27 protein-coding genes and 2 pseudogenes are annotated in these 25072 nt (G+C 74.2%); 14 read left to right on the plus strand and 15 right to left on the minus strand.

The annotated features are described in order from the left end of the window. Positions 1-47: 47 nt before the first annotated feature. Positions 48-1409 (plus strand): carotenoid oxygenase family protein, encoded by a 1362-nt coding sequence (locus QSK00_RS07000; protein WP_285588949.1) that lies wholly within the window; start codon positions 48-50, stop codon positions 1407-1409. On the opposite strand, the gene QSK00_RS07005 is transcribed toward QSK00_RS07000, so the two are convergent. Further along, a complete protein-coding gene (locus tag QSK00_RS07005; RefSeq protein WP_285588951.1) occupies positions 1406-3292 on the minus strand; it encodes a flavin-containing monooxygenase in 1887 nt (628 codons plus the stop codon). The two genes, QSK00_RS07000 and QSK00_RS07005, sit on opposite strands and share 4 nt — an antisense overlap. Before the next feature lie 133 nt (positions 3293-3425). On the opposite strand from QSK00_RS07005, the gene QSK00_RS07010 reads away from it, so the two are divergent. The 3 genes from QSK00_RS07010 to QSK00_RS07020 are packed head-to-tail and all read left to right on the plus strand — an operon-like array spanning position 3426 to position 6245. After that, positions 3426-4076, plus strand: a complete 651-nt coding sequence (locus QSK00_RS07010; RefSeq protein WP_285588953.1) for a nitroreductase family protein — start codon at positions 3426-3428, stop codon at positions 4074-4076. Next, positions 4073-5647: a class I adenylate-forming enzyme family protein gene (locus QSK00_RS07015; RefSeq protein WP_285588954.1), complete on the plus strand. Its 1575-nt coding sequence runs from the start codon at positions 4073-4075 to the stop codon at positions 5645-5647. Before QSK00_RS07010 ends, QSK00_RS07015 begins: the two co-directional genes overlap by 4 nt. After that, positions 5640-6245, plus strand: a complete 606-nt coding sequence (locus QSK00_RS07020; RefSeq protein ID WP_285588955.1) for a TetR/AcrR family transcriptional regulator — start codon at positions 5640-5642, stop codon at positions 6243-6245. Before QSK00_RS07015 ends, QSK00_RS07020 begins: the two co-directional genes overlap by 8 nt. Positions 6246-6260: 15 nt before the next feature. Here the strand turns inward: QSK00_RS07020 and hepT are convergent. Together hepT and mntA are read right to left on the minus strand one after the other, a co-directional pair. Next, a pseudogene (gene hepT, locus QSK00_RS07025) lies at positions 6261-6479 on the minus strand (type VII toxin-antitoxin system HepT family RNase toxin); the annotation flags it as partial. Positions 6480-6516: 37 nt separating this feature from the next. Next, positions 6517-6909 (minus strand): type VII toxin-antitoxin system MntA family adenylyltransferase antitoxin, encoded by a 393-nt coding sequence (mntA, locus tag QSK00_RS07030; protein WP_285588956.1) that lies wholly within the window; start codon positions 6907-6909, stop codon positions 6517-6519. Between the two features lie 40 nt (positions 6910-6949). On the opposite strand from mntA, the gene QSK00_RS07035 reads away from it, so the two are divergent. Then, a complete protein-coding gene (locus QSK00_RS07035; RefSeq protein ID WP_285588957.1) occupies positions 6950-7501 on the plus strand; it encodes an NADPH-dependent FMN reductase in 552 nt (183 codons plus the stop codon). Here the strand turns inward: QSK00_RS07035 and QSK00_RS07040 are convergent. Continuing rightward, the gene (locus tag QSK00_RS07040) at positions 7467-8300 is read right to left on the minus strand and encodes an NAD(P)-dependent oxidoreductase (RefSeq protein WP_285588958.1); all 834 of its coding nucleotides are present in this window, start codon (positions 8298-8300) and stop codon (positions 7467-7469) included. The genes QSK00_RS07035 and QSK00_RS07040 overlap by 35 nt on opposite strands. Before the next feature lie 49 nt (positions 8301-8349). Beyond that, positions 8350-8673: a putative quinol monooxygenase gene (locus tag QSK00_RS07045; RefSeq protein WP_285588960.1), complete on the minus strand. Its 324-nt coding sequence runs from the start codon at positions 8671-8673 to the stop codon at positions 8350-8352. Positions 8674-8746: 73 nt separating this feature from the next. On the opposite strand from QSK00_RS07045, the gene QSK00_RS07050 reads away from it, so the two are divergent. Then, a complete protein-coding gene (locus tag QSK00_RS07050) occupies positions 8747-9124 on the plus strand; it encodes a VOC family protein (protein WP_285588962.1) in 378 nt (125 codons plus the stop codon). Between the two features lie 15 nt (positions 9125-9139). On the opposite strand, the gene QSK00_RS07055 is transcribed toward QSK00_RS07050, so the two are convergent. Then, positions 9140-9511, minus strand: coding sequence for a VOC family protein (locus QSK00_RS07055; RefSeq protein ID WP_285588964.1), 372 nt, complete (start codon positions 9509-9511; stop codon positions 9140-9142). Between the two features lie 55 nt (positions 9512-9566). Between QSK00_RS07055 and QSK00_RS07060 the strand changes: the two genes are divergently transcribed. After that, positions 9567-10355, plus strand: a complete 789-nt coding sequence (locus QSK00_RS07060; RefSeq protein ID WP_285588965.1) for a class I SAM-dependent methyltransferase — start codon at positions 9567-9569, stop codon at positions 10353-10355. Positions 10356-10501: 146 nt separating this feature from the next. Continuing rightward, on the plus strand, positions 10502-11134 hold the full coding sequence (locus QSK00_RS07065; RefSeq protein ID WP_285589518.1) for a cupin domain-containing protein: 633 nt from the start codon (positions 10502-10504) through the stop codon (positions 11132-11134). 54 nt (positions 11135-11188) lie between these two features. Here the strand turns inward: QSK00_RS07065 and QSK00_RS07070 are convergent, their stop codons facing one another. Next, on the minus strand, positions 11189-11749 hold the full coding sequence (locus QSK00_RS07070) for a DUF4190 domain-containing protein (protein ID WP_285588966.1): 561 nt from the start codon (positions 11747-11749) through the stop codon (positions 11189-11191). A gap of 158 nt (positions 11750-11907) precedes the next feature. Here QSK00_RS07070 and QSK00_RS07075 point away from each other — a divergent pair, with 158 nt between their 5' ends. Then, positions 11908-13182: a hypothetical protein gene (locus QSK00_RS07075; protein WP_285588967.1), complete on the plus strand. Its 1275-nt coding sequence runs from the start codon at positions 11908-11910 to the stop codon at positions 13180-13182. Positions 13183-13299: 117 nt separating this feature from the next. Here QSK00_RS07075 and QSK00_RS07080 read toward each other — a convergent pair whose 3' ends face one another. Further along, a complete protein-coding gene (locus tag QSK00_RS07080) occupies positions 13300-14217 on the minus strand; it encodes an NAD(P)H-binding protein (protein ID WP_285588969.1) in 918 nt (305 codons plus the stop codon). A gap of 53 nt (positions 14218-14270) precedes the next feature. Between QSK00_RS07080 and QSK00_RS07085 the strand changes: the two genes are divergently transcribed. Beyond that, on the plus strand, positions 14271-15014 hold the full coding sequence (locus QSK00_RS07085; protein WP_285588970.1) for a Type 1 glutamine amidotransferase-like domain-containing protein: 744 nt from the start codon (positions 14271-14273) through the stop codon (positions 15012-15014). Positions 15015-15031: 17 nt separating this feature from the next. On the opposite strand, the gene QSK00_RS07090 is transcribed toward QSK00_RS07085, so the two are convergent. Next, entirely contained in the window at positions 15032-15808 is a 777-nt protein-coding gene (locus QSK00_RS07090; RefSeq protein WP_285588972.1) for a FadR/GntR family transcriptional regulator, read from the minus strand. 81 nt (positions 15809-15889) lie between these two features. Here QSK00_RS07090 and QSK00_RS07095 point away from each other — a divergent pair, with 81 nt between their 5' ends. From QSK00_RS07095 to QSK00_RS07105, 3 genes are all read left to right on the plus strand, one after another. Next, on the plus strand, positions 15890-17539 hold the full coding sequence (locus QSK00_RS07095) for an amidase (protein WP_285588975.1): 1650 nt from the start codon (positions 15890-15892) through the stop codon (positions 17537-17539). A 64-nt stretch (positions 17540-17603) separates the two neighbouring features. Continuing rightward, entirely contained in the window at positions 17604-18656 is a 1053-nt protein-coding gene (rutA, locus tag QSK00_RS07100) for a pyrimidine utilization protein A (RefSeq protein ID WP_285588977.1), read from the plus strand. A 24-nt stretch (positions 18657-18680) separates the two neighbouring features. Then, positions 18681-18881 carry a hypothetical protein gene (locus QSK00_RS07105; protein ID WP_285588979.1) on the plus strand — a complete coding sequence of 67 codons (201 nt, stop codon included), beginning with the start codon at positions 18681-18683 and terminating at the stop codon, positions 18879-18881. Between the two features lie 246 nt (positions 18882-19127). Here the strand turns inward: QSK00_RS07105 and mscL are convergent. The 3 genes and pseudogenes from mscL to QSK00_RS07120 form a co-directional block, all read right to left on the minus strand. Further along, positions 19128-19502, minus strand: a pseudogene (mscL, locus tag QSK00_RS07110) (large conductance mechanosensitive channel protein MscL); the annotation flags it as partial. A 170-nt stretch (positions 19503-19672) separates the two neighbouring features. Then, complete coding sequence (locus QSK00_RS07115; RefSeq protein ID WP_285588981.1) at positions 19673-20116, minus strand: hypothetical protein; 444 nt, start codon at positions 20114-20116, stop codon at positions 19673-19675. A 219-nt stretch (positions 20117-20335) separates the two neighbouring features. Next, complete coding sequence (locus QSK00_RS07120) at positions 20336-21679, minus strand: dipeptidase (RefSeq protein ID WP_285588983.1); 1344 nt, start codon at positions 21677-21679, stop codon at positions 20336-20338. Positions 21680-21896: 217 nt separating this feature from the next. On the opposite strand from QSK00_RS07120, the gene QSK00_RS07125 reads away from it, so the two are divergent. After that, positions 21897-22775, plus strand: coding sequence for an MOSC domain-containing protein (locus QSK00_RS07125; protein WP_285588984.1), 879 nt, complete (start codon positions 21897-21899; stop codon positions 22773-22775). 74 nt (positions 22776-22849) lie between these two features. On the opposite strand, the gene QSK00_RS07130 is transcribed toward QSK00_RS07125, so the two are convergent. From QSK00_RS07130 to QSK00_RS07140, 3 genes are read right to left on the minus strand one after another with little or no spacing between them, the layout of a single operon-like run. Beyond that, a complete protein-coding gene (locus QSK00_RS07130; protein ID WP_285588985.1) occupies positions 22850-23566 on the minus strand; it encodes a Clp protease N-terminal domain-containing protein in 717 nt (238 codons plus the stop codon). Between the two features lie 32 nt (positions 23567-23598). Further along, positions 23599-24411 carry a class I SAM-dependent methyltransferase gene (locus tag QSK00_RS07135; RefSeq protein WP_285588987.1) on the minus strand — a complete coding sequence of 271 codons (813 nt, stop codon included), beginning with the start codon at positions 24409-24411 and terminating at the stop codon, positions 23599-23601. Continuing rightward, positions 24408-25046, minus strand: coding sequence for an acyltransferase (locus QSK00_RS07140; RefSeq protein ID WP_285588988.1), 639 nt, complete (start codon positions 25044-25046; stop codon positions 24408-24410). The genes QSK00_RS07135 and QSK00_RS07140 overlap by 4 nt, the downstream gene beginning before the upstream one ends. Positions 25047-25072: the final 26 nt, after the last annotated feature.

Below are 25072 nucleotides of genomic sequence, written 5' to 3' on the forward strand. Positions count from 1 at the left end.
AACGTCGGCCGCGCACCCGCCGTCGGGAACGCGCACACTCGGAGGTGATGACCGCCGAAGCGCCTCCGAGGCGCGACCGCTACACCCCGGTCCCCGACGAGATCGACGCCGTCGACCTGCCGGTCGAGGGCGCGCTGCCACCGGAGCTGGACGGGCGGTACATCCGCAACGGCCCGAACCCGCTGCCCGGTGACGACCCCGGGCACTGGTTCCGCGGGCACGGGATGCTCCACGGCCTGCGGCTGCGCGACGGCCGGGCCGAGTGGTACCGCAACCGCTGGGTCCGCACCCGTGCGCTCGAGGGGAAGCCGTTCCTCGGGCTGCGCGGTCCCGACCTCACCGCCGTCCCCGCCAACACCCACCTCGTCCCGCAGGCCGGGCGGCTGTTCGCGCTGGTGGAGCAGGGGCTGCCGTACGAGGTCGACGAGGACCTCGCCACGATCGGCCCGTGCGACTTCGACGGTCGCCTGAAGACCGCGATGTGCGCGCACCCGAAGACCGACCCGGTCACCGGCGAGATGCACTTCCACGGCTACTCGCCGTTCCCGCCGTACCTGACCTACCACCGGCTCTCCGCGACGGGCGAGCTCATCGAGAGCCGTCCGGTGTCGGTCGACCGCCCGACGATGATGCACGACCTCGCGATCACCGACCGCCACGCGATCTTCCTCGACCTGCCGATGACGTTCGCCTGGCGCCGCATGGTCGTCTCCGGCATGCCGTTCGGCTGGGAGGAGCGCTATGGCGCGCGGCTCGGCGTCATGGCGCTCGACGACCCGGCGGCGCCGGTCCGCTGGTTCGAGATCGACCCCTGCTACGTCTTCCACGTCGGGACCGCGAGCTTCGTTCCCGACGACAGGTCGGGTCGGATCGTGCTCGACGGTGCCCGCTACTCCGCCGCCGACGCGGCCGCGCTCTTCCCCTCGAAGCGCCGGAAGCGGCCGCAGCGCGACCCGGCGTCGGAGGCCGTGGCGCTCGGCGTCGCGCGCTACCACCGCTGGACGCTCGACCTCACGACCGGCGCCGTCAGCGAGACGCCGCTCGACGACCGCGCCCTCGAGATGCCCACGCTCGACGACGACCGCGTGGGTCGGTCCGCCCGCTACCGGTACGCGGTCGCGTCGGGGCGGCGCAGCGACTCCGTGGTGAAGCTCGACCTCGACACCGGGGTCACGACGACGCACGACCCCGGCGACGACGTCTCCGCCGGCGAGGCCGTGTTCGTCCCCTCCGCCGCCCCGGACCGCGCCGAGGACGACGGCTGGCTGCTCACCATCACGACGCGCCGCGACGGCTCGACGTCGCGCCTGCTCGTCCTCGACGCCACGGACGTCACCCGCACCGTCGCCGCGGTGACCCTGCCGCGGGGCGTGCCGGCCGGGTTCCACGGGAGCTGGATCCCTGCCTAGCGGGTCTCGAAATCGTCCGGTCCCGACGCCTCGAGCCGGGCGCGGTAGTCGACGATCCGCCAGGGCAGCGTGTTGACCACTCGCCCGACGGCGTTGCGGTACCAGTTGGTCATCCCGGGGTGCGTCCAGATCATGCCGGCGTGGGCGGCGTCGACCTCCGCGTCGTAGGCCGCCGCCACGTCCTCGCGGACCTCCAGTGCGGTGCCGCCGCCGTCGAGCAGGCCCGCGACGAGCCGCGCGACGTAGCGCATCTGCAGCTCGATGATCGTGATCTGCGAGCCCCCGTGGCCGAGCGCGGTGTTCGGGCCGGAGAGCAGGAAGAGGTTCGGGAACCCGGGCACGGAGACGCCGAGGTGGGCGCGGGCGTCGTCGTCCCCCCACCTCTCGGCGAGCGAACCGCCTCGACCCTGCACGTCCACCCCAGCCAGGAACTCGTGCGCGGCGAACCCCGTCGCGAGCACGACGACGTCGGCCGGGTACTCGGCGCCCGAGGTCGTCCGCAGCCCGTGGGGCAGCACCTCGGCCGCGGCCTCCGTCACGAGCTCGACGTCGTCGCGGCGCAGAGCGACGAACCAGCCGTTGTCGAGCAGCATCCGCTTCCCGAACGGCGGGTAGTGGGGGAGGGCCTTCGCGACGAGGTCGGGGCGTCCCTCGAGCTCGGCCTCCAGGTAGCGGGTGAAGTGCCGGCGGTGACCGTCGTTGGCGGCGTTGACCGAGCGCTCAGGGTGCTCCCACGCGGGGTCGACGACGAGGGCCGGGTGCACCTTGTCGTTGAACGTCCACGCGAGCCGCGCGCGGTACCAGCCGGCGTAGAACGGCACGTCGGCGAGCACCTGCTGCTTGTCCGCGCCGATCTCGTCGAAGTAGCCGGAGTGCGGGGCGATCCACTGCGGCGAGCGCTGGAAGATCGTCACAGCGCCCGCCTCCTCGGCGATCCGCGGGACGATCTGCATGGCGCTCGCGCCGGTCCCGACGACCGCCACCCGACGTCCGGCGAGGTCCAGGTCGTCCGGCCAGCGGGCGGAGTGGAAGAGCGGACCGTCGAAGGAGTCGAGCCCGGGCAGGTCCGGCGTCCTCGGGCGGTTGAGCTGTCCGACCGCCGAGATCAGCAGGGCCGCCGACCGGGTCCCGCGGGTGCCGTCGGCGTGCCGGACCGTCAGCGTCCAGCGGTGCGTCGCCTCGTCCCACGACGCCGCCTCCACCTCCACGCCGAGCTCGAGGTGACGGCGGAGGTCGGCGTCGTCGGCGTAGTCGCGGAGGTAGTCGAACACCTCGTCACGGCGGCCGAAGGCGGTCGACCAGGGGTGCGGGCGGAACGAGTAGGAGTACAGGTGGCTGGGGGTGTCGACGCCCGCGCCCGGGTAGCGGTTCTCCCACCAGGTGCCCGCGACCTCGGTGTTCCGCTCCAGCGCGGTGACCGGGATGCCCATCTCGCGCAGGGTCGCGACGGCGAGCAGGCCACCGACGCCCGCGCCGATGACCAACGCGTCCGTGCCCGGCGGCACCCTCGGGCGGGGGGTCGGCTCCGCGGCGGCCGAACCGAGGGTCTCGGCCATCATCGGCTCGAACTCGTCGCCGACCGGCTCCCCGGTGAAGGTGCGGAGCATCCGCAGGAGCAGTTCGCCGCGGGGCGCCGGGATCGCGGCCGGCGTCCCCGCCCGCCACGCCGCCACCGCCTCGGCGGCCGCGTCCCGGATCTCGGCCCGGACGTCGTCCGGGAGGCCACCGGTGTCGTGGTCGTCCAGCCCGCGCGCCCGGGTCGGGGCGTACGGCGCCTCGAGCCAGCGGAGGTCGCCGGTCAGCTGGACCAGGGACATCGTCAGGCAGGGGACGTTCGCCGCCTCGAGCGCGCGGCGCAGGTCGGTCGGAGCGGCGGTGGTCACGACGACGGACCTTACGACGGGTAGGCCGCCCGGGCGCAAGACCTGGGTTCCGGGCAGGTCAGTGCTTGACGTGTGGTCCGAGCCACAGCACAGTGACGATCCTCTGGCCTACCCGCTGATAGGAGAACCGGCGATGGAGCTGGATCTGGCGATGCGCACGACCGGGACGTGCCGGTACTTCCGCGAGGACCCTGTGCCCGACGAGGTGCTGCACGCGGCGATCGACGTGGCCCGGTTCGGGCCGCAGGGCGGCAACCGGCAGCCGGTGAAGTGGATCGCCGTGCGCGATCCCGCGCGCAAGCAGGCTCTCGCCGACCTCTACCTCCCGATGTGGGACGCCTACTTCGCCGGCATCGGCGAGGGGACCGTGCAGGCGAACGCGCTGCCGAAGACCGTCCGCGATGCCGACCACTTCGCCCGCCACCTCGCGACGGTGCCCGTGATACTCGTGCTCTGCGCCGAGACCTCAGGCCTGCACCCGACCGACACCGAACTCGGCCGCCTGTCGGTGGTCGGCGGGGCGTCGATCTACCCGACGATGCAGAACCTGTGCCTCGCGCTGCGCGCCCAGGGCGTGGCGAGCGCGGTGACCACCCTGCTCTGCGCGGTGGAACCCCAGGTCCGTGAGCTCCTGGCCGTGCCGGACGACCACATCACCGCCGCCCACGTCGCCGTCGGCTACCCGGCTAAGTCCTTCCCGACGAAGCTCTCCCGCACCCCGGCCGAGGAGATCACCTTCTCCGAGTCGTTCGGCACGCCGCTGTTCGCCGGAGCTCCTGCGTGAGCTCGGCCGGGGTCCTGCCCGAGGTGCACCGCCGCCCGGTGGGCCGGGCGACGATCGGCGACCAGCTCCGCCGCCACGCCCGGACCCAGGGCAGCCGGATCGCGATCGTCTCCTACGACGGCGGGTCGCGGCGCGAGACCACGTACGGCGAGCTCGACCGGCGGGCGAATGCGGTCGCGCACCACCTGCTCGGCGTCGGGGTCCGCCGCGGGGACCGGGTGGCGGTGATGGCTCGCAACGGCGTCGACGTCATCGTCGTGTACTACGGCGCGCTCAAGGCCGGCGCCGCGTTCACCGGCATCAACGTGCTCCACGGCCGCGAGGAGGTCGCGGCGCAGCTCGACCACGCCGAACCCGCCGTCGTGATCGCGGGCGCCGAGTTCGTCGAGCTGCTCACCCCGATCACCACCGGCGTGTCCGGCCGGGTCGTCCTCGGCGACGCCGGCGAGGGCTGGACGCCGCTCGCCGTCGTGCTGGGGGGTCCGGACCACGAGCCGGACGTCGACGTCGACGAGCACGACCTCGCGATGCTCGTCTACACGAGCGGGACCGAGTCCACGCCGAAGGGCGTGATGATCCCTCACCGCAACTACCTGATCTCGACGGCGCCGGCGTGGAGCTGGGGTCTGCGGACGGGGCCGGACGACACGTGGCTGTTCGCCATGCCGTTCTTCACGATCGCCGGGCTCGGGTCGATGACCACGTTGACGATGATGGGCGCGACGCTGGTGCTGCCGGACTCGCTGGACCCGGCCCGTGCGCTGGAGCTGATCGCGTCCGAGCAGGTCACGGTCGTCGCGCAGACGCCGACCTTCTACCTCGCACTGGCCCGCGATCCGGGGTTCGGGTCGGCGGCGGTCGGCACGGTGCGCCGCGCGATGACCTACGGCGGGCAGGTCTCGCCGGCCGCGGTCGACGCCTGGGCCGACGCCGCGGAAGGCATCGTCTGGGGCACCTACTGGGGGCAGTCGGAGCTGTCGCAGCTCGGCTCCGTCGGCTGGTTCTCGCGGCTCGAGGACATCCCGGACGCCGACCCCTCGTGGATCGGCACCCCGGTCACGCACCTGGAGACGCGGATCGTCGGGACCGACGGGGCCGACGCCGCGCCGGGGGAGCCCGGCGAGCTCTGGTGCCGTACGCCTTCGGTGATGCTCGGCTACTTCAAGGAGCCCGAGCGGACCGCCGAGGTGTTCTCCGACGACGGGTGGCTGCGCACCGGCGACATCGTCCGGGCCGACGAGGCGGGCAACCTGTTCTTCGCCGACCGCGCGAAGGACATGATCAAGTCGGGCGGGTTCAACGTGTCGTCGCAGGAGGTCGAGCGGGTGCTGCACGGCCATCCCGAGGTGCTCCGGGCGGCCGTCGTGGGTCGGCCCGACGAGTACTGGTCGGAGGCGGTGACGGCGTTCGTGATCGTGCGCTCGCCGGTCGAGCCGGCCGCGCTCGTCGCCTACTGCCGGGAGCACCTGGCGTCGTACAAGACGCCGAAGGCGGTCCACGTCGTGGAGGGGTTCCCGGTCGACGGTCAGGGCAAGGTGCTCAAGCGCGAGCTGCGGCGGGTGCATGTCTGAGCCGGTGCCGCTGGCCGGGCGCCGCCGCGTCACGCCCGAGCAGATCGTCGACGCGGCGGCGGCGTTGTTCGCCCGCGAGGGCTACCACGCCGTCGGCACCCGGCACATCGCCGACGAGCTCGGTATCCGTGGGGCGAGCCTCTACCACCACTACCGGTCCAAGGAGGAGATCCTCGCGGCGATCTGCCGCCGGGTCACCGCGGAGCCGGTCGAGGAGACCCTGCCGCTGCTCGACGACGCCGGGACGCCCGGGACCCGCCTCGCCGCGCTGGTCCGGGCGCACCTGCACCACCTGGTCCGACGGCGAGTGGAGTTCCTCGTCGGGCTCCAGGAGCTCGCGGCGCTGACCCCCGAGCACCGGGCGGAGGTCGAGTCGCACCGGCGGCACTACCAACGGCGGGTCCGGGACACCGTCGCCGCGGGGGTGCGGTCGGGGGAGTTCACGGTCGACGACCCGGGTCTGGCCGCGCTCGCCCTGCTCGACGCCCTCAACGGGACGGCGCGCTGGTTGGACCCGGACGGCCCGCGGTCACCGCACGCCGTCGCGGACGTCTACGTGCGGATGTTGGTCGACGGACTGCTCGGACGGCAGGGCTGAGCCGGGCGAGGGGAGTCAGCTGCCGTCACGCAGGACGACCAGGAACGCCTGGAGATCGGCGGGCCCGGACGCGGCGATCATGTGCACGCGGGCGAGGTCGAGCTTCCCGTAGGCATGGACGATGAGGTTGCGGAACGCCGCGGCGCGGGCGAGGCGCTCGGCGAGCGCGGCCTCGAGGACCCCGGCGTCCGCCAACAACCGGAAGGCGTCACCGTAGGTCGCCGGGCGAGGACGCTCGCGCTCCGCTCGGCGAGGAGATCGTGGTCGACCGTCATCCGAGCGACGCCAGGATCTCGGCCTGAGCCCGACGGATCACCGGCTCGGCGTCGCACCAGAAGCGCACGGCGTCGAGTCGGAAGTCCAGGAAGGCCTCCGGGTGCATCTCGACCAGGGCGACGCCGTCCCGCGCGGCGCGGAAGCGCAGGACCGCGCTGGCGTGGCGGAGATCGACGAGGTCGACCTCGTCCGTCCCGAGGGTCGAGGCCAGCACGTCGAGGAGGGCGGCGGGATCGACGTCGGCCCCCGGGGCGGCGACGTAGCCGAGGTCCCAGTCGGAGGACGGTCGTGCGTCACCGCGGGCCCGAGAGCCGTGGAGGACGAGGAGTTCCACCCCGCCGAGGGCGGCCCGGCCCGCGAGGGCTGCCGCGATCTCGTCGTTCTCCACGGGCGGAACCGTATCGCGGTGCGGCCCTACGCTGCTCGGGGTGACGACGGTGCTGCTGATCTCGGGGAGCACGCGGGCGGGGTCGACGAACACCGCGGTGCTCCGCACGGCGGCGGTGCTGGACCCGGGGCAGACGCGGCTCTACGACGGGCTGGCACAGCTGCCGGCGTTCAACCCGGACGACGACGTCGAGCCGCTCCCACCCGCCGTCGCGGAGCTGCGGCGGGCGCTCGCGGCGTGCGACGCGCTGCTCGTCTGCACCCCCGAGTACGCGGGCGCGCTGCCCGGGGCGTTCAAGAATCTCCTGGACTGGACCGTCGGCGGCGCCGAGATGCCCGGGCTGCCGGTGGGATGGATCAACGCCGCCGGGGTCGCGGCGCCGACCGGAGGGTCCGGCGCGCACACCGAGCTCGCGACGGTGCTGGGGTACGTGCAGGCCCGGATCGTGCGGTCGGCCTGCCGTCGGGTGCCCCTGGCGCGGTCGCAGGTCGGCGACGACGGGATCATCGCCGACCCGGTCGTCCGGGCCGAGATCGCGGCGGCGCTCGACGCCCTGACTACCGCCGCCGACCCCGTTCGACCAGCGCCGTGACGTCGACGTCCGCCCACCCGTCGGCGGCGACCTGGAGGTAGGCGTCGCGGGCGGCCGTCGTGACGGGCTGCGGGTCGGTGGCCAGGCCGAGGGCGTGGGTGAGGTCCTTCGCCCCGAGCGGGCTGGTGAACCAGCCGGCGTGGTCGGGGTCGACGAGGCCGTCGATGCGGTTGGCGAGCCCGGGCGCGAGCATGGGGGAGTCGCGGAGCAGTTCGGTGATCGCGTCGTCGTCGAGGCCCGCGGCGCGCCCCAGGCGCACCGTCTCGGCGACCATGGCGACCCCGACCAGCAGCATCTGGTTCGACAGCAGCTTCACCACCGACGCGCGGGCGGGGTCGTCGCCGGCGTCGGTGGTGGTCGCGAAGGCCGCCCAGAGCGGGGCGAGCGTGGACCGGGCCGGCGCGGGCCCCCCGACGAGCCACCGCGCCTGACCACTGGCCACCGCGTGCGGGGCGCCGAGGATCGGAGCGGCGACGAAGCGGTCGCCGTAGGCGCCGGCGAGCGTGGTCTGCGTGGCCGGGGCGACGGTCGACGCGTTCACGACGAGCATGCCCGCCCACGCCGACCGCGCCTGCCCGTCCGGCAGCGCGACCTGCAGCAGGCTGTCGTCGTCGGCCAGGGACACGACGACGGCGTCGGCCGTCGCCGCGTCGGGATCGACGAGCACCTCGGTCCGGCCCGCGAAGGGTTCCGCCCCTACCGGCGACCGGTTCCACACCTCGAGCTCGTGGCCCTCGTCGAGCAGCCGCTCGGCGAGTGCGCTGCCCATGCCGCCGAGCCCGATCACCGCGATGCGCATGCGACCGAGCCTCCCACCGGCCGTCCGGTGGGGCTCGTCGTCGGGAGGCTCAGCCGCCGACCGGGACGAGCGGGTGGACGGCCAGCGGCGCGGCGAGGTGCTCCCCGGCGACCGCGAGCGCCTGGGCGACGTGCGGGGTCTGCATGTGGGCGTCCAGGTCGGCCTGGTCGCGCCACTGCTCGACCGTGACGAAGACGGTGCCGTCGGCCCCGGAGCGGTTCAGCTCGTAGGACAGGCAGCCCTCCTCGCCGCGGGTCGCGGTGACGAGCTCCTGGAGGGCCTGGCCGACGACCTCCTCCGAGCCGGGCTTCGCGGTGATCAGGGCGACGACCTGCAGCGACATCGACGACTCCGGGTTCTCGTGGGGCCACATCCGATCGCGGCCACCGTAGAGGGGGCGACGTCGATCCGGCGCACCGGAGGTCCGTCGACGAGACTGGGTCCCGATGCTCCGCCTCGGCTTCCCCGTCCTCGGTGTCACCGACCTCGACCGCGCCGCCGCCTTCTGGCGCGCGGCGCTCGACCTGCAGGTGAGCGACGAGTGGTCGAGCGCGACCTGGCGCACGCTGGTCACGGCCGACGGCGGGCGCGCGCTCGGGCTGATGCGCAGCGACTCACCCGTCGAGGCGCGGCCGCGGCTGCACCTCGACCTCACGGTCGACACGACCGCCGAGCAGGCCCGCGAGGTCGACCGGCTCCTCGGGATCGGGGCCACCGACCCGGGCTGGACCGACTACCCGGCCGAGCCGGACTTCGTCGTGCTCGCCGACCCCGACGGCAACGTCTTCTGCGTGGTCGACCTGAGCCGGGCCCCGTCGTCGTGACCCGACCCGTCGTCCTCACGCACTGCGCGTGAGCACCTCGAGGTTGTGGCCGTCGGGGCTGTCCCAGTAGAAGCCGCGGCCCCCGGACATCGTGTTGAGCTGCTGCGGACGGGTGTGCATCGGGTCGGCCCAGTAGGGCAGGCCGCGGCCCTGCACGCGGTCGAGCACCTGGTCGAGGACGTCGTCGGACACGAGGAACGCCAGGTGCATCGGCTGCGCCGGCAGGTCCGGGACGTCCATGAAGTCCAGGCTGACGCCGTTGCCCAGGCGGACGACGTCGAAGTGCCCGAAGGTGGAGGCCTCCAGCCCGAGCAGGTCGGCGAGGTCGGCGGCTGCGGCCCGCTGGTCGCGGCTCGCGACGATGGTGTGGTTCAGCTCGACGGTCATGCCCACGACGCTAGGAACTCGACCGCGGTTCAGGTCAAGGAAGAGGGTGCGGCCGGTGGCCGACTACGGACTGGAGTTCGACGACGCCGAGCACGAGCGGCTGCGGCGTCAGGCGGCCGGGGTGGACCTGCTCGACGAGGACCTCATCGCGGCGGCGGGTCTGCTCCCCGGCGCGCGGGTGGCCGACCTCGGATGCGGTCCGGCGGCGGTGCTCCTGGCACTGCGCGAACGCGTCCTGCCCGGAGGTCGGCTGTGGGGAGTCGACGCCGACCCGGAGATGGTGGCCCGCGCCCGGGCCGAGGTCGCCGGGCTCCCCGACGTGACCGTCACCGAGGGCCGGGCGGAGGAATCCGGGCTGCCGCCCGGCAGCATGGACTGCGTGTTCGTTCGCCTGGTCCTGCAGCACAACGGGGGCCGGGAGCAGGCGATCGTCGACCACGCGGCGTCACTCGCGCGTCCTGGCGGCGCCGTCTTCGTCTACGACCTCGACACGACGATGATCCGCGTCCAGCCGCCGTCGGCACCCGTCTCGGAGCTGGGGGACCGGTTCCTGGACTACCAGCGCCGCGTGGGCAACGACCCGGCCGTCGGCGTCCGGCTCCCCGAGCTCCTCGCGACGGCAGGCCTGGACGTCGAGATCTTCCGCGGCCAGTGCCGTACCGGGCGCCGGACGGCGGGGACCCGCGGACCGACCTGGGCGGCCCGGAAGGCGATGGTCGCCGCGGGGGTGGCCGACGAGGACGACCTCGTGCGCTGGGCGCGGGAGTTCGAGGAACTCGACGCGGCGGAGACCCAGCCGTGGACCATCGGCGTCGTTTTCGCGGCGATCGGGCGTCGCCCCTGAGGCGCTTGGCGCGACGCCGCCGGCGAGGCGCAGGCGTCATGACGCGGTGAAGCAGTGTCGATGCTCTCAGTAGTTGCCCACGCTATGCAGTTGCGTGATCTGCTCCGTCCGGACCGGGGGCTCGGAGAGGAGCGGCAGTGGACGGGATGAACCGGCGGGACGCGTTCAAGGTGGCGGGGGCGGGCCTCGTCGGGGGCGGCGCCGCGCTCGGTGCGGCGGCGCCCGACAGTGCGGCGACACCCGTCGGCGGGGCGCAGGGCCCGGGCACGCACCTGTTCCACCTCACGGCCGCGAAGCCCTCCGAGTACGACGGCGGGAGCCTGCGGGGCGCGAACGAGCAGACGTTCCCCGTGCTGGCGGGCCAGGACGCCTCGGTCTACTTCGTGACCCTCGAGGTCGGCGGCATCCGGGAGCCGCACTGGCACCCGAACGCCTGGGAGCTGAACTTCGTGGTGTCGGGGCACGCGCACTGGACGGTGCTCGGGACCCATCCCGACGGCAGCTACCACAACGACGAGTTCGACGCGGGCCCCGGCGACCTCGTCTTCGCCCCGACCGGCTTCTTCCACTACTTCGCGAACACCAGCCCGACCGACCCGCTGACGGTGCTCATCGTCTTCAACTCGAGCACGCCGGAGCCGAACGACGACCTCGGCATCGTCGGGTCCTTCAACTCGGTCCCGCGCGCGGTCATCGCCGCGACCTTCGGCATCCCGGTCTCGGCCCTGGACGGCATCCCGACCGAGGTCAGGCCCGTCGTCATCACCCGCGCCCGGTGAGCCGGCCACCGGCGGCGCCCGATCGGGAGCCGCCGGTCCCCGGCCGGGGAAGGTCTAGCCGAGCGGCGCGATCTGGAAGCCGACCTGGGTGCCGTTCACGGCGTTGACGGTGACGCCGAGCCGGACCTGCTGGCCGTCGACGGTGGCGGTGCACACCGTGGAGGCGCCGACCTGGCCGGGCAGCGGCTCCGGGCACGTGACGTCCTGGGCGGCCGTCTGAGCAGCGACCTCGGGCGCGAGCTGATCGGGGCTGACGACCGGGGTGTTCGCGGTCGGCGCGCCCGGGGTCGACTGCGAGGTGTCCGGCTGCTGCGGGAGCTGGCTCGCGACGGAGGCGGCCATGACGCCCACGAGCACGGCCGTCACGATCCCGATCAGCACGAACGCGATCGAGAGCCACATGCCGATCGTCGCCAGCCCGCGGCCGTTCTCGTGGCGCTCGGCGGCCTGCCTGCGGCCGATGACGCCGAAGACGATGCCGAGCGGGGAGAACACGAAGGCGAAGACGATCGACAGGATCGCCATGGTGTTGGTCCGCTGCGGCGCGGCCGGGGCGGGCGCGTGGCCGGCGGCGGGCTGCTCGGGCGAGGCGTACGGGGGGAGCTGCTGAGTCATGCCGCCCTGATCGTCCGGGGTGCACGTAACGCGACTAATGCGGACGAACTTGATCGATCCTTCACTCGTATGTCGCAGTTTCGACGCGGCTTTCGTCACGAGAGGTGTGTGCCTCTGGCGGTGGACTGACCAGCACCCCGGTCGGGCACTCCCGGCCCGTGCCGCGCTCCCTCCCCGCGACCCCGCTCGACGAGGCCTTCCTGGACCTCCGTGCGGTGTCGGTCCTCTCGGTCCACCTCGAGCTCCGCGTCACCGGGCGCGTCGACACGCAGCGGCTCGCGACCGCGCTCGCCACGGCCGCCGACCACCACCGGATGGCTCGGGCCCGTCCCGCGCCGGGGCCGCCGTGGGCCCTGCGGGCGCACTGGGTGCTCGACGCGCCGCTCGCGGTCGAGGTCACCGACGACGTCGCCGTCGCGCGCGAGCACCTGCAGTCGCACCTGCCCGACGACCGGGCGGTCGCCGTCGTCGTGGCCCGTGATCCCGACGGCGACGTCCTCGCCTTCCGCTTCCACCACGCGGCCATCGACGGACGCGGGGCCCTGCGCTTCGCCGCGTCGGTGGTCGACGCCTACGCCGGGCGGACCCTGCCCGACGATCATCTCGAGCGGGCCCGCGACCTGCGGCGCCTCGCGGGAGCCCGGAGCCTCTCCGACGTCGCCGCCCGCGCCGGGAAGATCGCGTCCGACGTCCTGGGGCGCGCGGGCCTCACCCGGATCGCCGGCGACGGGGGAGAGGACGGCCCGCACCACGCGTTCACGACCCGTCGTCTGGAACCCGACGTCGTCGCCGCGCTGCGGGACGGGCGGCCGGAGGGTGCGACCCTCAACGACGTCCTCCTCGCCGCGCACCTGCGCACGGTCGTCGCGTGGAACGCGCGACGCGGTGCGCGGGTCGGGCGCAGCGTGTCGGTGATGATGCCGGTGGACCTGCGCGACGGCGACGACGCCGGTGACGGTGACGGTGTGGTGGTGGCCAACCTCGCGAGCTACGTCGCCGTCGTCGTCCCGGTCCGCGACCTCGCCGACGCGCCGGCCGCGATCGCCGCCGTGTCGGCCCAGACCCGCGCGGTGAAGCAGGACGGGACCGCCGGGTGGATCGTCGACGTGCTCACCCCGCTGCTCGTGCCGCGCGGGCTCAAGCAGGTGGCGCCGCGACTCCTGCCGCTGGTCGAGGGGCGGTTCGTCGAGTCGACGATCCTGTCCAACCTCGGGCCCGCCCGATTCGGCGAGCTCGGGGACGCGGGCCCCGTGCGCGAGGTCTCGTTCAGCCCGCCGAACCTGTCACCGCGGATGGCCGTGACGCTCGGCGTGGCGGGTCACGACGACGGGTTGACGCTCACCTGGCGCTCGCTGCGCCGGCAGGTGAGCGAGGCGGGCCTGGCCGAGTTCGCGGAGACGCTCCTCCGGTGCCTCGACGAGGCGCGGGGCTGATCGCCGCCGGCGCGCGGAGTCGGGACGAGGCGCTGAGGGGAGGAGGTCCTCGCTGCTGGAACCTCCACCCGAGCGCGGACCATAACGACTCTTACCCGGTTGTGCCAAACCTTTCCGTCACGCCGCCGTGGCGGACGGGTGCGGTCCGGGGAGGCCCGCACGGTCGTCCAGCGCCCGCTGCACCGCGTCGTCGTACGACATCGGCTCGAACGGCACGAGCCGGCGGATCGCGTCGTCGCGCACCACCACCTCGTTCGACATCGAGTCGATGAGCGAGCGCCCGGTGGCGGTGTCGACGTCGGTGACGAGGGAGAGCCAGCGCGACGACAGCGACGGGGTGAGCAGCGGCACCGGCACGATCACGAGGCGGCGGCGCCCCATCACCGCGGCCGCGCGCTGCATCATGTCGGCGTAGACCAGCACGTCGGGGCCGCCGACGTCGAAGGCGCGGCCGGTGGTCGCCTCGACGTCGAGGACCGAGACGAGGTAGCGGACGACGTCGGCGATCGCGATCGGCTGCGTGCGGGTGTAGACCCACTGCGGGCAGACCATCGCCGGCAGGTGCGACACCAGCTGGCGGGTCATCTCCCAGGAGATGCCGCCGTGGCCGACGATGATCCCGGCGCGGACGGTGGTGACCGGGACACCGCCCTCGGCGAGGTGGCCCTCGACCTCGCGCCGGCTGCGGAGGTGGTCGGACAGGTCGTCGCGGTCGTCCCCCAGGCCGCCCAGGTAGACGATCCGGCGCACCCCCGCGTCGGCGGCGGCGCGTCCGAACGCGCGGGCACCGTCGGCGTCGGCGCGGACGAAGTCGGCCCGGTCGAGGGAGTGCACGAGGTAGTAGGCGACCTCGTGACCGGCGAGCGCGTCCGGGAGCGACGCCGCGTCGTGCACGTCGCCGCGCACCGGGTCGCCGCACCCCTCGTAGCGGTCGGGGTTCCGGGTCATGGCGGACACGCCGTGGCCGGCGTCGGTGAGGGCCTCGCACAGTCGCTGCCCGACGAAGCCCGACGCGCCCGCGATCAACAGTCGCATGGTCCTGAGGTACCCCCCGGTCAAACCTCGGGGCTCGTCTACCGTCCCGCGGCATGCCCGCCGACGGCCCGACCATCCTCGCGACCTCCGGCGGGCTGCGCGCCGCCGACCGGCTCGACTGGCAGGTCGCGCCGCTGACCCACCACGCCGTCGAGCTCGCGGGCGTCACCGGACGCGCGCCGCGGGTCTGCCTGATCCCGACGGCGGTCGGCGACGATCCGCGGCTGGTCATGACGTTCTACGACAACGCGTGGCGGGTCGGCTGGGCCGCGAGCCACGTCGCGCTGCTGCCGATGCCCAACGTCGACGACCTGCGCGCGCACCTTCTCTCCCAGGACGTCGTCTGGGTGTGGGGCGGGAGCGTCGCCGGCCTGCTCGCGCTGTGGCGGCTGCACGGGCTCGACACGATCCTGCGCGAGGCGTGGGAGGCCGGGGTGGTGCTGACCGGCGTCTCGGCCGGATCGATCTGCTGGCACGTCGGCGGCACCACGGACTCCTTCGGTCCGACGCTGCGACCCGTGACGAACGGACTCGGCCTGCTGCCCTACGCCAACGGCGTGCACTACGACTCGGAGCCCGGACGTCGGCCGCTGCTGCACCGCCTGGTCGCCGAGCAGGTCCTGCCCACCGCCTACGCCACCGACGACGGTGCCGGCCTGCTCTACCGCGGCACCGAGCTCGCCGAGGTGCTCACCGAGCGCGACGACGTCCGGGCCTACCGCGTCGAGCGGGGCGCCGACGGGGCCGCGGTGGAGACCGAGCTCGCGTTCCGGCGGCTGCCCTCCCCGCGTTCCTGACCCGTTCCCGACCGGCCTCAGGGGCAGGCGGGCTCGTCGGTCCAGAGACCGTCACGCTCGTGGAGCGGTCGCAGGGCGACGAGGTGGTCGCGCATCGCCGCCTCCGCGGCGGGGCCGTCGCCCGCGGCGATGTGATCGGCGATGACCCGGTGCTCCGCGTCCACCCGGTCCCACTCCGCGCCCGCGACGCCGACCCGGCGCAGCCGCGCGCGGAGCACGTCGTTCACCGGGCTGCCCATGACGGTGAGCGCCAGGTTGCCGGTGGCCGTGAGCACCGTGGTGTGGAAGTCGAGGTGGTCGGCGACCCCGCCCGGCTCGCGCCGGTCGCGCGGGGCACCGGCGGCAGCCCGGATCGCCTCCACCGTGTCGGCGTCCGCCCGCTCCGCGGCCAGCCGGGCTGCGGACGGCTCGAGCAGGAGCCGGGCCTCCAGCAGGTCGTGCACGCGCAGCCGCGGGGTCATCACGAGGACGCCGAGCGCGCCCCCGACGTCCTCGACGACGCGGACTGGGTCGGGCGCCGAGACGAAGGACCCGCCCTGCACGCCCCGGGTGGTCTCGACGAGGTGCTGGCTCGCCAGCACCCGCAGGGCCTCCCGCACGGTGCTGCGGCTGACCCCGAAGGCCCGGCCGAGGTCGGCCTCGTTGGGCAGCCGCTCGCCCGCGGCGAGGGTGCCGCCCACGATCTGGGCCCGCAGCTCGTCGGCGACCTGGCGGTAGGCCGGCCGGACGCGTGGCACCCGCAGCCGCGCCGCCGGGACCGACCGGGGGGCCGAGGAGGGACGCGTCGCTGCCACGTCGGTCAGCGTAGCGGGGGCGGAGGCCTTGCTCGACAAACGTCAGATGTTTAGCGTTCACCCGACGGAAGGGGCGCGACGATGACGGGGTTCCCGACGACCGGTGCGCTGCGCGACCAGGCCGCCCGGCTCGGCTTCACCCTCGACGACGACCTCGTCGAGGTCATGCACACGGCGGTCGCGGCCGCGGAGCCCGCCGTCGCGGCGCTGCGCGACCGGCCGGTGGCGCTCGAGGTCGCCGCCGACCCCGCCCACGGCGACGCCTGGGTGCGGACCGCCGCCCGCGTGGTCGAGCGGATCCCACCCGTCGTCGGGACCCCGCACGACGACGCGCCGGGCGTGGGGGACCTGCTGGCCGCCTACGCGGCGGGGGAGCGTTCGCCCGAGGACGTGGTCGCGGGCGCGCTGGCCGACCTCCGCGCCGCGCACGAGGAGCTGAACTGCACGATCCGCTTCCTCGACGAGCGGGCCGGTCGGGCCGCGGCCGAGTCCGCCCGGCGCTGGCGCGAGGGCGTCCCGCGGCCGCTCGAGGGGGTGCCGTTCGGGGTCAAGGACGTCATCGACGTCGCCGGGGTCCCGACGACGGCGGGCTCCTGGTGCCACGGCGACGCGCCGGCGGCCGCGTCGGCCGAGGTGGTGCGCCGGCTCGAGGAGGCGGGCGCCATCCCGGTGAGCAAGGACGCGACCACGGAGTTCGCGGTCGGCGGACCCCACCCGCCGCGGTTCGGGCCGACGCGCAACCCGTGGGCGGCCGACCGGTGGGCGGGCGGCTCGTCGACGGGGTCGGCGGCGGCGGTCGCCGCGCGGGCGCTGCCGTTCGCGCTCGGCACCGACGTGGGCGGGTCGGTGCGGCTGCCGTCGGCGTGGACCGGTCTGACCGGGCTGAAGCCGACGGCGGGAGCGGTGCCGCGGACGGGGGTGATGCCGCTCTCGTGGACGGCGGAGACGGTGGGGCCGATCGCGCGGTCCGCCGACGACGTGGCGCGGGTGTTCGACCTGCTCGCCGGGCCCGACGGCCGTGACCCGCGCGCCTGGCGGCCGGAGCCCGCCGTCGGGAACGACCGCCCCGGCGAGGATCTCGCCGGCCTGCGCATGGCCGTCCCGGGCGGCGCGCTGACCGATTTGTGCGACGCCGAGGTGCGCGCCGGGGTCGACGCGCTGGTGGCGGAGCTGGTCGCGGCCGGCGCGGAGGTGGTGCCGGGGGAGATCCCGAGCGCCGCGGCGGCGCTGCCGATCGGCTACGTCGTGGTGTTCACCGAGGCCGCGGCGCTGCACCGCGTCGACCGCGATCGCTGGGGCGACTACGACCCGGTGGTGGTGCGACGGATCAGCCAGGGCATCACGACGCCCGCGCAGGACTACCTGCGGGCGCTGCAGTTCCGCGTGGAGCTGCAGCGGGAGCTGGACGCGGTGTTCGCGGGGGCGGACCTCGTCGTCGTGCCGACCTGCCCCTCGACGGCGCCGCGCCTGGACGGCACGGTGGTGGTCGACGGCGTCGAGTACCCGCTCTACGCCGCCCAGTCGCGCTCGACGATGCTCGGCAACCTGACCGGGGTGCCCGGGCTCGCCGTGCCGACCGGCATCGCCGCCGACGGCTGCCCGACGTCCGCGCAGCTGATCGCCCCGCCGCACGGCGAGGCGACCGCCCTGCGGGCCGCCCGCTGCTTCCAGTCACGGACCGGTCACCACCGGCGACGACCCGCGCCCGTCACACGGACGACTCCGGCGTGACAAACGTCCGAAGTATCTTCCGTGGCTGGTCACGCGAGGCGTGCGGACGGAAGGTGTGGTGGTCATGGACTTCGGGGTCTTCATCCCGATCGGCAACAACGGCTGGCTGATCTCGGAGAACTCGCCGCAGTACAAGCCCTCGTTCGACCTCAACCGCCGCGTGGTGCAGGAGGCCGAGGCCCAGGGCTTCGCGTTCGCGCTGTCGATGATCAAACTGCGCGGGTTCGGCGGGAAGACCGAGTTCTGGGACCACAACCTGGAGTCGTTCACGCTGATGGCCGGCCTCGCCGCCGTCACCGAGCGGATCAAGCTGTACGCCTCGACCGCGGTCCTCACGCTGCCGCCGGCGCTGGTGGCCCGCATGGCCGCGACCATCGACTCGATCGCCCCCGGCCGCTTCGGCGTCAACATCGTCTCGGGCTGGGCGAAGGGCGAGTACGAGCAGATGGGCCTGTGGCCCGGCGACGAGTACTTCGGCTACCGCTACGACTACTCCTCGGAGTACGTGCGGGTCCTGCGCGACCTGTGGGAGAACGGTCGCTGCGACCTCGACGGCACGTACTTCCAGATGGACGACTGCGTCCTCTCACCGCGGCCGTCCGGCAAGGTCGACATCGTCTGCGCCGGTCAGTCGGAGCGCGGCATGCGCTTCTGCGCCGAGTACGGCGACTACAACTTCATCCTCGCCCCCGGCGTCAACGACCCGCAGGTCTACCGCGAGCCCACCGAGCGCCTGGCCAAGGCGGCCTCGGCCACCGGCCGCGACGTGCGCTCACTGCCGCTGTTCATGGCGATCATGGCTGACACCGACGAGGAGGCCCGCGCGAAGTGGGACTCCTACCAGGCGGGCGCCGACCTCGCCGCGCTCGGCTACATGTCCGACGAGGGCAGCAACGACACGACCGCCGACGAGTCCGGCACCGCGCGCACGATCAACCTCCCCGAGGGCGCGGTCAACTTCAACATGGCCACGCTCGTGGGGTCCTACGAGACCGTCGCGCGCCAGATCGACCAGGTCGCGGAGATGCCGGGCGTCGAGGGGATGATGTTCACCTTCGACGACTTCGAGCAGGGCGTCCACGACTTCGGCACGAAGGTGAAGCCCCTCCTGGGGTAGCCGACCGCCTCGTAGGCTCCGCCCGTGCCTCGTCGGCGGATCACCGCACTCGTCCTGGTCGGGCTCGCGATCCTGTGGTTGCCGCTGAACCAGCCCGTGGAGGGCCCGCAGCTGCTGCGGCTCTCCGAGACCCACGCGGTGACCACGGCCGACCTGCTCTCGGTCGCGCTCGTGCTGGTCGCGGCCTGGCTGTGGTGGTCGGCGCGTCGGCGTGAAGGCCGGTGAGCGCGCCGGTCAGCGCGCCGGTGAGCGCGCCGCTCAGCGCACGCCGGACCGGGCGTGCCGGGGTGGGGCGTCGGTGGTGACCGGTCGGGTCGGGCGGCCGGGTGGCCCGTGGCCGGCGGGCGCGGCGTAGGTCGGCGGCCCGGGGGGCGCCGCCGGGTGGGTCGGCGCGCTGCCGACGTCGTACGCGCGGGCCGGAGCGGCGGGTGCCGGGGCGACCGGACCACGCCCGTCGTCGGGCACGGCCGCCTGGGCCTCCAGGAGGTCGCGGATCTGGGTGAGCAGCTCGACGTCGGTCGGCTGGGCCGGACCATCCTCCTCGCCGCGCAGGCGGCGGTTCTGCAGCGCCTTCATCGGCGCGACGACGAGGAAGTAGACGACGGCTGCGGTGATGAAGAACGTGATCGCCTGGTTGATGAAGCTGGCGTAGTCGAACCGCACGCCGCTCACGCGGAACGTGCCGCGGAACTGGTCGCCGCCGGGGGAGAGGAGCTGGATCAGCGGTTTGAGGAAGGACTCGGTGAAGGCCGTGACGACCGCCGTGAACGCGGCACCGATGACGACCGCCACCGAGAGGTCGATGACGTTCCCGCGCAGCAGGAAGTCCTTGAATCCCTTGAGCATGGTGGTCCTCGGGCAGGGAGCTGGGGAGCCCGACCCACGCTAGGGACCGTGCTCCCGCCGGTCCTGGCGCGGACGGCGGGTCGCGGTGGGCCGGGCGTGCGGTGCGGTGAGCGTGTCGGGGGTCGGAGACGCCGTCCCGGACACCGCGCGACACGCGCCGCCGGGCGAACTCAGTCCGAGCCGGTCCCGGTGGTCGTGCTGGAGGCCGTCCGTCTCGCGGTGCTGCTGCGGCCGCCCGGTACGACGGGCGGGGCGGCGGTCGGGGGTGTGACGGCGGTGGTGGTCGTCGGGGTGGTCACGGCGCTGGTCGCGGGGGTCGGTTCCTCGTCGGCCGAGGTCAGCGCCGCCGCGATCCCGACGAGGGCGGCCAGACCGAGCGCTCCCGCACCGCCGGCGACCACGAGGGCGAGACGCAGCTTCGGGCGCGGCCGGCGGTGGTGGGAGCGGGCAGGGACGGCCGCGATCTCGAGGGGACGGGTCGACGGCCGCACCGCGACACCGACGCCGGTGGGCGTCTCGTCGATCTCCGGGGCGGCGTGGCGGCCCGTGCCCGGCGGCGTGTCGGCGGGCTCCGGCCGCGCGTGTCGACCGGTCACCGTGCTCTGTCGGGTCATCGGTGCCTCCCAGCCCTCACTGGGTGCAACGCGCGAGCGGCCGGGAGGTCACTCGTCCGGGGGTTCGGGCCGTCAGGTGGGCGCGGGACGAGACGTCGCTCATCGGGCGGCCGGGTGCGCCGCCGGCCTGATCAGTGACGTCTCGGCCAGGCTGCGGCGGTGGGACAGGAGGTCTCCCCGGCCGATCGGTGACGCCTCGACCCGCCGTCGGGAACCGAGCTACCGCGCCAACGAGCGCAGGAGCAGCGTCTCGGCCAGGACGCAGCGGCGGAACATCGCGAGGTGCAGGCTCTCGTCGATCCCGTGCCAGCGGGAGGCCGGGTCGCCGACGCCGGTGACCAGCACCGTGGCGCCCGGGAAGGTGCGGGCGAACTCCGCGATGAACGGGATCGTGCCGCCCATCCCCATCTCGACGGTCTCGGAGCCGAAGGCGGCCGACAGAGCATCGCGCGCGAGGTCGTAGACCGACCCGGTGGGCGACAGCGCGAACGGCTCGCCCGCGGCGTGCAGGGACACCTCCAGCCCGACGCCCCAGGGGGCGTGGCGCGCCAGGTGCTCGCGCACCGCCTCGAAGGCCGACGTGGTCGCGTCACCCGGGGCCAGCCGCACGCTGATCATCGACCGCGCCCGGTGGACCAGGATGTTCGCCGCGCCCTCGACGGCGGGTGCGTCGATGCCGAGCACCGCGATCGCGGGCTGCTGGGCGATGCGCTCCTCGATCGTCCCGGTGCCGAGCAGGTCCACGCCGTCGAGCACGCCGGCGTCGCCACGGAACTGCTCCTCGGACATACCCGGCACGTCGGACGACCCGCGGACCAGCCCGGACACGGCCACCGAGCCCTTGTCGTCGTGCAGGGTCGCGAGCAGGCGGCACAGCGCGGTGAGGGCGTCGCCGGCGGGCCCGCCGTACACCCCGGAGTGCACCGCGCGCTCGAGCATCGACACCTCGACGACGATGTTGGTCAGGCCGCGCAGTGAGGTGGTCAGCGCGGGGACGTCGACGGCAGGGTTCCCGGCGTCGGCGATGACGATGACGTCGGCGGCGAGCTCGGCGTGGTGCTCCGCGAGCAGGGCGGACAGGGTCGGCGACCCCGACTCCTCCTCGCCCTCGATGAACAGGGTCACACCCACGGGCGGGCGCCCGTCGTAGGCGCGCAGGGTGGCGAGGTGGGTCATCACGCCGGCCTTGTCGTCGGCGGCGCCTCGCCCGTAGAGCCGCCCGTCGCGCTCGGTGGGCTCGAACGGCGCGCTCGTCCAGAGATCGTCACCGCCGGTGGGCTGCACGTCGTGGTGGGCGTACAGCATCACCGTCGGCTGCCCCTCGGGTGCGGGCCAGTGCGCGACGACGGCGGGTGCCCCGCCCTCGGCCGCCAGCACCTGCACCGAGGCTGCCCCGGCCTCGCGGGCGAGCGTGGCCACGGCGTCGGCCGAGCGACGCGTGTCCTCGCGATGCCCGGGATCGGCCCAGATGCTGGGGATCCGCACGAGGCCCTCGAGATCGCGCCGGGCGTCGGGGAGCACCGCGTCGACGGCGGCCTGCAGGTCGGCGGGAACGTCAGCCATGCCCCCGACCCTAGAACCCGGCGCGACGGAAATCCCGCTCCGCACGAACGGACCAATTCCGTCGGACGCAGGATGCTGTCCTCCCCGCACCTGCGGCCGGAGCCCCCGTCGCGCGCCGAGGACGCGGGGCGACGTACCGCCGTCCGGCCGCCCGCCGACCGGCCCCCTCCGGTCGGCCCGGTTCGTCCGGGAGATCCCACCGGGTACGACCTCGCCCATGACGATCGCCGCCCTCCACCGCTACCCGGTCAAGTCCATGCAGGGCGAGGCGCTCGAGCGCGCCACCCTCGACGAGCGCGGGGTCCTCGGCGACCGCGCGTACGCCCTGCTCGACGCGGCGACGGGCATCGTCGCGAGTGCGAAGGTGCCGAAGCGGTGGGAGCAGCTGCTGCGCTTCTCGGCCGCGTTCGCCGCCGAGCCGGTCGCGGGGGAGCCGGCGCCGCCCGTCGTCATCACCTTCCCGGACGGGTCCACGCGCCGCAGCGACGACGAGGACGTCGACCGGGCGCTCTCCGCCGTGCTCGGGCGCGACGTCTCGCTCGTCACGACCCCGCCCGACGGCGCCGGGTTCGAGGAGATCTGGCCGGAGATCGACGACCTCGCGCCGCAGCACGTCATCGACGCGACCACGGCCCGGCAGGAGGACACCGGCGAGGCCATCAGCCGGTTCGACGTCGCCGCGTTCGCCCCGCCCGGCCGCTTCTACGACCTCGCCGCGCTGCACGTCATCACCTCCTCGACCCTCGCGCGCCTCGGCGAGCTCGCCCCCGACAGCCGGTTCGACGCGCGGCGCTACCGGCCCAACGTGGTGCTCGCGGACACCGGTCCGGGGTTCGTCGAGAACGACTGGGTCGGCCGCGAGATGTCGCTCGGCGACGCGGTGCGCGTGTCGTACACCTTCCAGACGATGCGCTGCGTCATGACCACCCTCGCCCAGGAGGACCTCCCCGAGGACCGGGACACCCTGCGGACGGTCGCGAGGCACAACCGCGTCGACATCGAGAAGAAGGAGGTCGCGGGACGCTGGGCGTGCGCCGGGGTCTACGCCGACGTCACCGCCGGCGGGGAGCTCGCGGTCGGCGACCCCCATTCCTGACGGCGGGTCCTGACGGCGGGTCCTGACGGCGGGTCCTGACGGCGGGTCCTGACGGCGGGTCCTGACGGCGGGTCTCACGGCTCCTGGCTCGTGGCCGCCAGGAGCCGGCCGACCTCCGCCTCGACCCGCGCCTTGTCCAGCCCGAGCCCGGTGAGCACGCCCGCGCCGTCCTCGGCCTCGAGCAGGGCCAGCAGCAGGTGCTCGGTGCCCACGTAGGTGTGGTCGAGGCGCAGGGCCTCGCGGGACGTCAGCTCGAGGACCTTCTTGGCCCCCGTGTCGAACGGGATGAGGGCGGGCGGCTCCTCGACGGGGGCGGGCAGCCCCTCGGCGACCTTGCGCCGCAGCGCCTCGCTGCTCACGCCCTGACCGGTCACCACCCGGGCCCCGAGCCCCTCCGGCTGGGCGAGCAGACCGAGGGCGAGGTGGCCGGGGGTGATCTCGGGGCTGCGCGCCGACCGGGCCTCCTCCTGCGCGGCCACCACCACCCCGCGGGCCCGCGGCGTGAACCGTCGGAACCCCTCCTGCGGATCGAGGTCGTTCGTCCCGCCCTTCGGCACGAAACGCTTCTGGGCGGCCTGCTTCGTGACGCCCATGCTCCGGCCGATGTCGGTCCACGACGCCCCCGACCGGCGGGCCCGGTCGACGAAGTGGCCGATGAGGTGGTCGGCGACCTCGCCCAGGTGCTCGGCGGTGAGGACCGCGTCGGAGAGCTGGTCGAGCGGCTGGTCGTGGACCGTGGTGATCGCGGAGATGAGGTCGTCGAGGCGAACCGGCGCCGAGGGAGGAGTCATGCGTCCACCCTAGGTTGACGCTGAAGATAGCGTCAACCCAAGGTGGACGATCGACGGTCGAGCGCCACGACCCCGAAGGTGTTCGCGGGCGCGAGGCGCGCGCCGAGCGACTGGGCCCACGTCGCCTGGGTGGACCAGTAGGGGTGCAGCGACACCGTCCCGAACCGCTCGGCGAGCAGCGCGGCGACCGCGGCGGAGTCGACGCCGTCCCGGACGCAGTGGTACTCGGACATGTCGGAGGGGTTCGCGGTGTCGTAGACCCCGCGCAGGCGCCGGATCTGGGTCCGGACCCCGCGCGTGACGTCACCCTGCCCGACCCGCCACGCCAGCGTCGCCGCCTTCGCCAACGCGCGGGAGCGGCGCGACTGGGTGGAGTACTGCAGCGGGTCCTGGAAGCTGATCAGCGCGCCTCCCGGGCGGACGCGGTCCGCGGCCGCGCGCAGGGCCGCGAGGTAGTCGGGGATGTGGTGCAGCACGGACATGAAGACCACGAGGTCGACGTCCGGGGGACCGGAGAGGTCCCCGTCGCAGTCGTGGACGACCTGCACGAGCGGGTTGTGCCGGAAGCGGGCCCGCAGGTGCTCGGCGCTGGGCGCGCTCATCTCGGTGACCACCACCTCGGCCCCCGCGGCCAGCAGCGTCTCGGTGAACGGCCCGTGCCCGGCGCCGACCTCGAGCACCCGCGGCCGCGCGGCGGAGCGGTCGGCCAGGGCGGCGACCACCCCGTTCAGCGTGTCGCGCATCCAGCCGTTGAGGCGGGCGTGCTGCAGGTGCGGGGACCCGGTGACGTAGTCGTGGTCGCGGCCGTGCGCCGACTCCTGCAGCGCGTGCATCGTCGCGGTCATGCCCGCTCTCCGTCCCCGTGCTGCGAGACCGAGACGTAGCCCTCGGTGCGGTCGAAGTGGTCCCCGTCGACGGGGCGCTTCGCGGTCGCCGGGCTGCCGGCGTAGAGGTGGCCCGCGAGTGGCAGGTCGCCCTTGACCACCGAACCCATGGCGACGAGGCAGCGGTCCGGGATCGAGCAGCCCGGGACGAAGACGATGTTGCTGCTGATCAGGCAGCGCTCGCCGATCACGATGGGGTGCGGGCGCTGGGTGTTCGTCGTGACGTCCACGCCGTGGGTGATGAACGTCGAGCGCACCCCGGCGATCGAGGTGAACGCGCCGATCGACAGGCCGCCGCTCACGTCGAGGTAGTGCCGGCTCATCAGGGCGGCGTGCCGGCCCATGACGAACGTGCCCGGGCGGTCGTCGTCCGGCTCGTAGCGCGCGAAGGCGGGGACCGCGCTGATCCAGTTCCACTGCAGCACCCCGGAGTCCTCCGCGAAGCGCACGAGGCGCACCGAGCGGATGACGGTGCCGGTGCCGATCCGGGCGCGGGCGGCGAGGTCCAGCCGCCCGACGTGCATCAGCAGGCAGGGGGAGACGCGGGCGCTCGGGTGCACCCGGTGCCCGAGCCCGCGCAGCAGGAGGTTCTTCACCCGCGAGGCGGGGAGCAGCCCGACGA

It is taken from the genome of Actinomycetospora sp. NBRC 106378, from assembly GCF_030269685.1.
Taxonomy (GTDB): Bacteria; Actinomycetota; Actinomycetes; order Mycobacteriales; family Pseudonocardiaceae; genus Actinomycetospora.

What these genes read in the sequence shown, in the direction of transcription:
- QSK00_RS07095 (WP_285588975.1), top strand. Translation starts at nt 15,890, where the DNA reads ATGACGGGGTTCCCGACGACCGGTGCGCTGCGCGACCAGGCCGCCCGG.
- QSK00_RS07020 (WP_285588955.1), top strand. Translation starts at nt 5,640, where the DNA reads ATGTCTGAGCCGGTGCCGCTGGCCGGGCGCCGCCGCGTCACGCCCGAG.
- QSK00_RS07120 (WP_285588983.1), bottom strand. Translation starts at nt 21,679, where the DNA reads ATGGCTGACGTTCCCGCCGACCTGCAGGCCGCCGTCGACGCGGTGCTC.
- QSK00_RS07065 (WP_285589518.1), top strand. Translation starts at nt 10,502, where the DNA reads ATGAACCGGCGGGACGCGTTCAAGGTGGCGGGGGCGGGCCTCGTCGGG.
- QSK00_RS07135 (WP_285588987.1), bottom strand. Translation starts at nt 24,411, where the DNA reads ATGACCGCGACGATGCACGCGCTGCAGGAGTCGGCGCACGGCCGCGAC.
- QSK00_RS07045 (WP_285588960.1), bottom strand. Translation starts at nt 8,673, where the DNA reads ATGTGGCCCCACGAGAACCCGGAGTCGTCGATGTCGCTGCAGGTCGTC.
- rutA (WP_285588977.1), top strand. Translation starts at nt 17,604, where the DNA reads ATGGACTTCGGGGTCTTCATCCCGATCGGCAACAACGGCTGGCTGATC.
- QSK00_RS07080 (WP_285588969.1), bottom strand. Translation starts at nt 14,217, where the DNA reads ATGCGACTGTTGATCGCGGGCGCGTCGGGCTTCGTCGGGCAGCGACTG.
- QSK00_RS07050 (WP_285588962.1), top strand. Translation starts at nt 8,747, where the DNA reads ATGCTCCGCCTCGGCTTCCCCGTCCTCGGTGTCACCGACCTCGACCGC.
- QSK00_RS07130 (WP_285588985.1), bottom strand. Translation starts at nt 23,566, where the DNA reads ATGACTCCTCCCTCGGCGCCGGTTCGCCTCGACGACCTCATCTCCGCG.
- QSK00_RS07055 (WP_285588964.1), bottom strand. Translation starts at nt 9,511, where the DNA reads ATGACCGTCGAGCTGAACCACACCATCGTCGCGAGCCGCGACCAGCGG.
- QSK00_RS07000 (WP_285588949.1), top strand. Translation starts at nt 48, where the DNA reads ATGACCGCCGAAGCGCCTCCGAGGCGCGACCGCTACACCCCGGTCCCC.
- QSK00_RS07085 (WP_285588970.1), top strand. Translation starts at nt 14,271, where the DNA reads ATGCCCGCCGACGGCCCGACCATCCTCGCGACCTCCGGCGGGCTGCGC.
- QSK00_RS07115 (WP_285588981.1), bottom strand. Translation starts at nt 20,116, where the DNA reads ATGACCCGACAGAGCACGGTGACCGGTCGACACGCGCGGCCGGAGCCC.
- QSK00_RS07125 (WP_285588984.1), top strand. Translation starts at nt 21,897, where the DNA reads ATGACGATCGCCGCCCTCCACCGCTACCCGGTCAAGTCCATGCAGGGC.
- QSK00_RS07040 (WP_285588958.1), bottom strand. Translation starts at nt 8,300, where the DNA reads ATGCGCATCGCGGTGATCGGGCTCGGCGGCATGGGCAGCGCACTCGCC.
- QSK00_RS07010 (WP_285588953.1), top strand. Translation starts at nt 3,426, where the DNA reads ATGGAGCTGGATCTGGCGATGCGCACGACCGGGACGTGCCGGTACTTC.
- QSK00_RS07070 (WP_285588966.1), bottom strand. Translation starts at nt 11,749, where the DNA reads ATGACTCAGCAGCTCCCCCCGTACGCCTCGCCCGAGCAGCCCGCCGCC.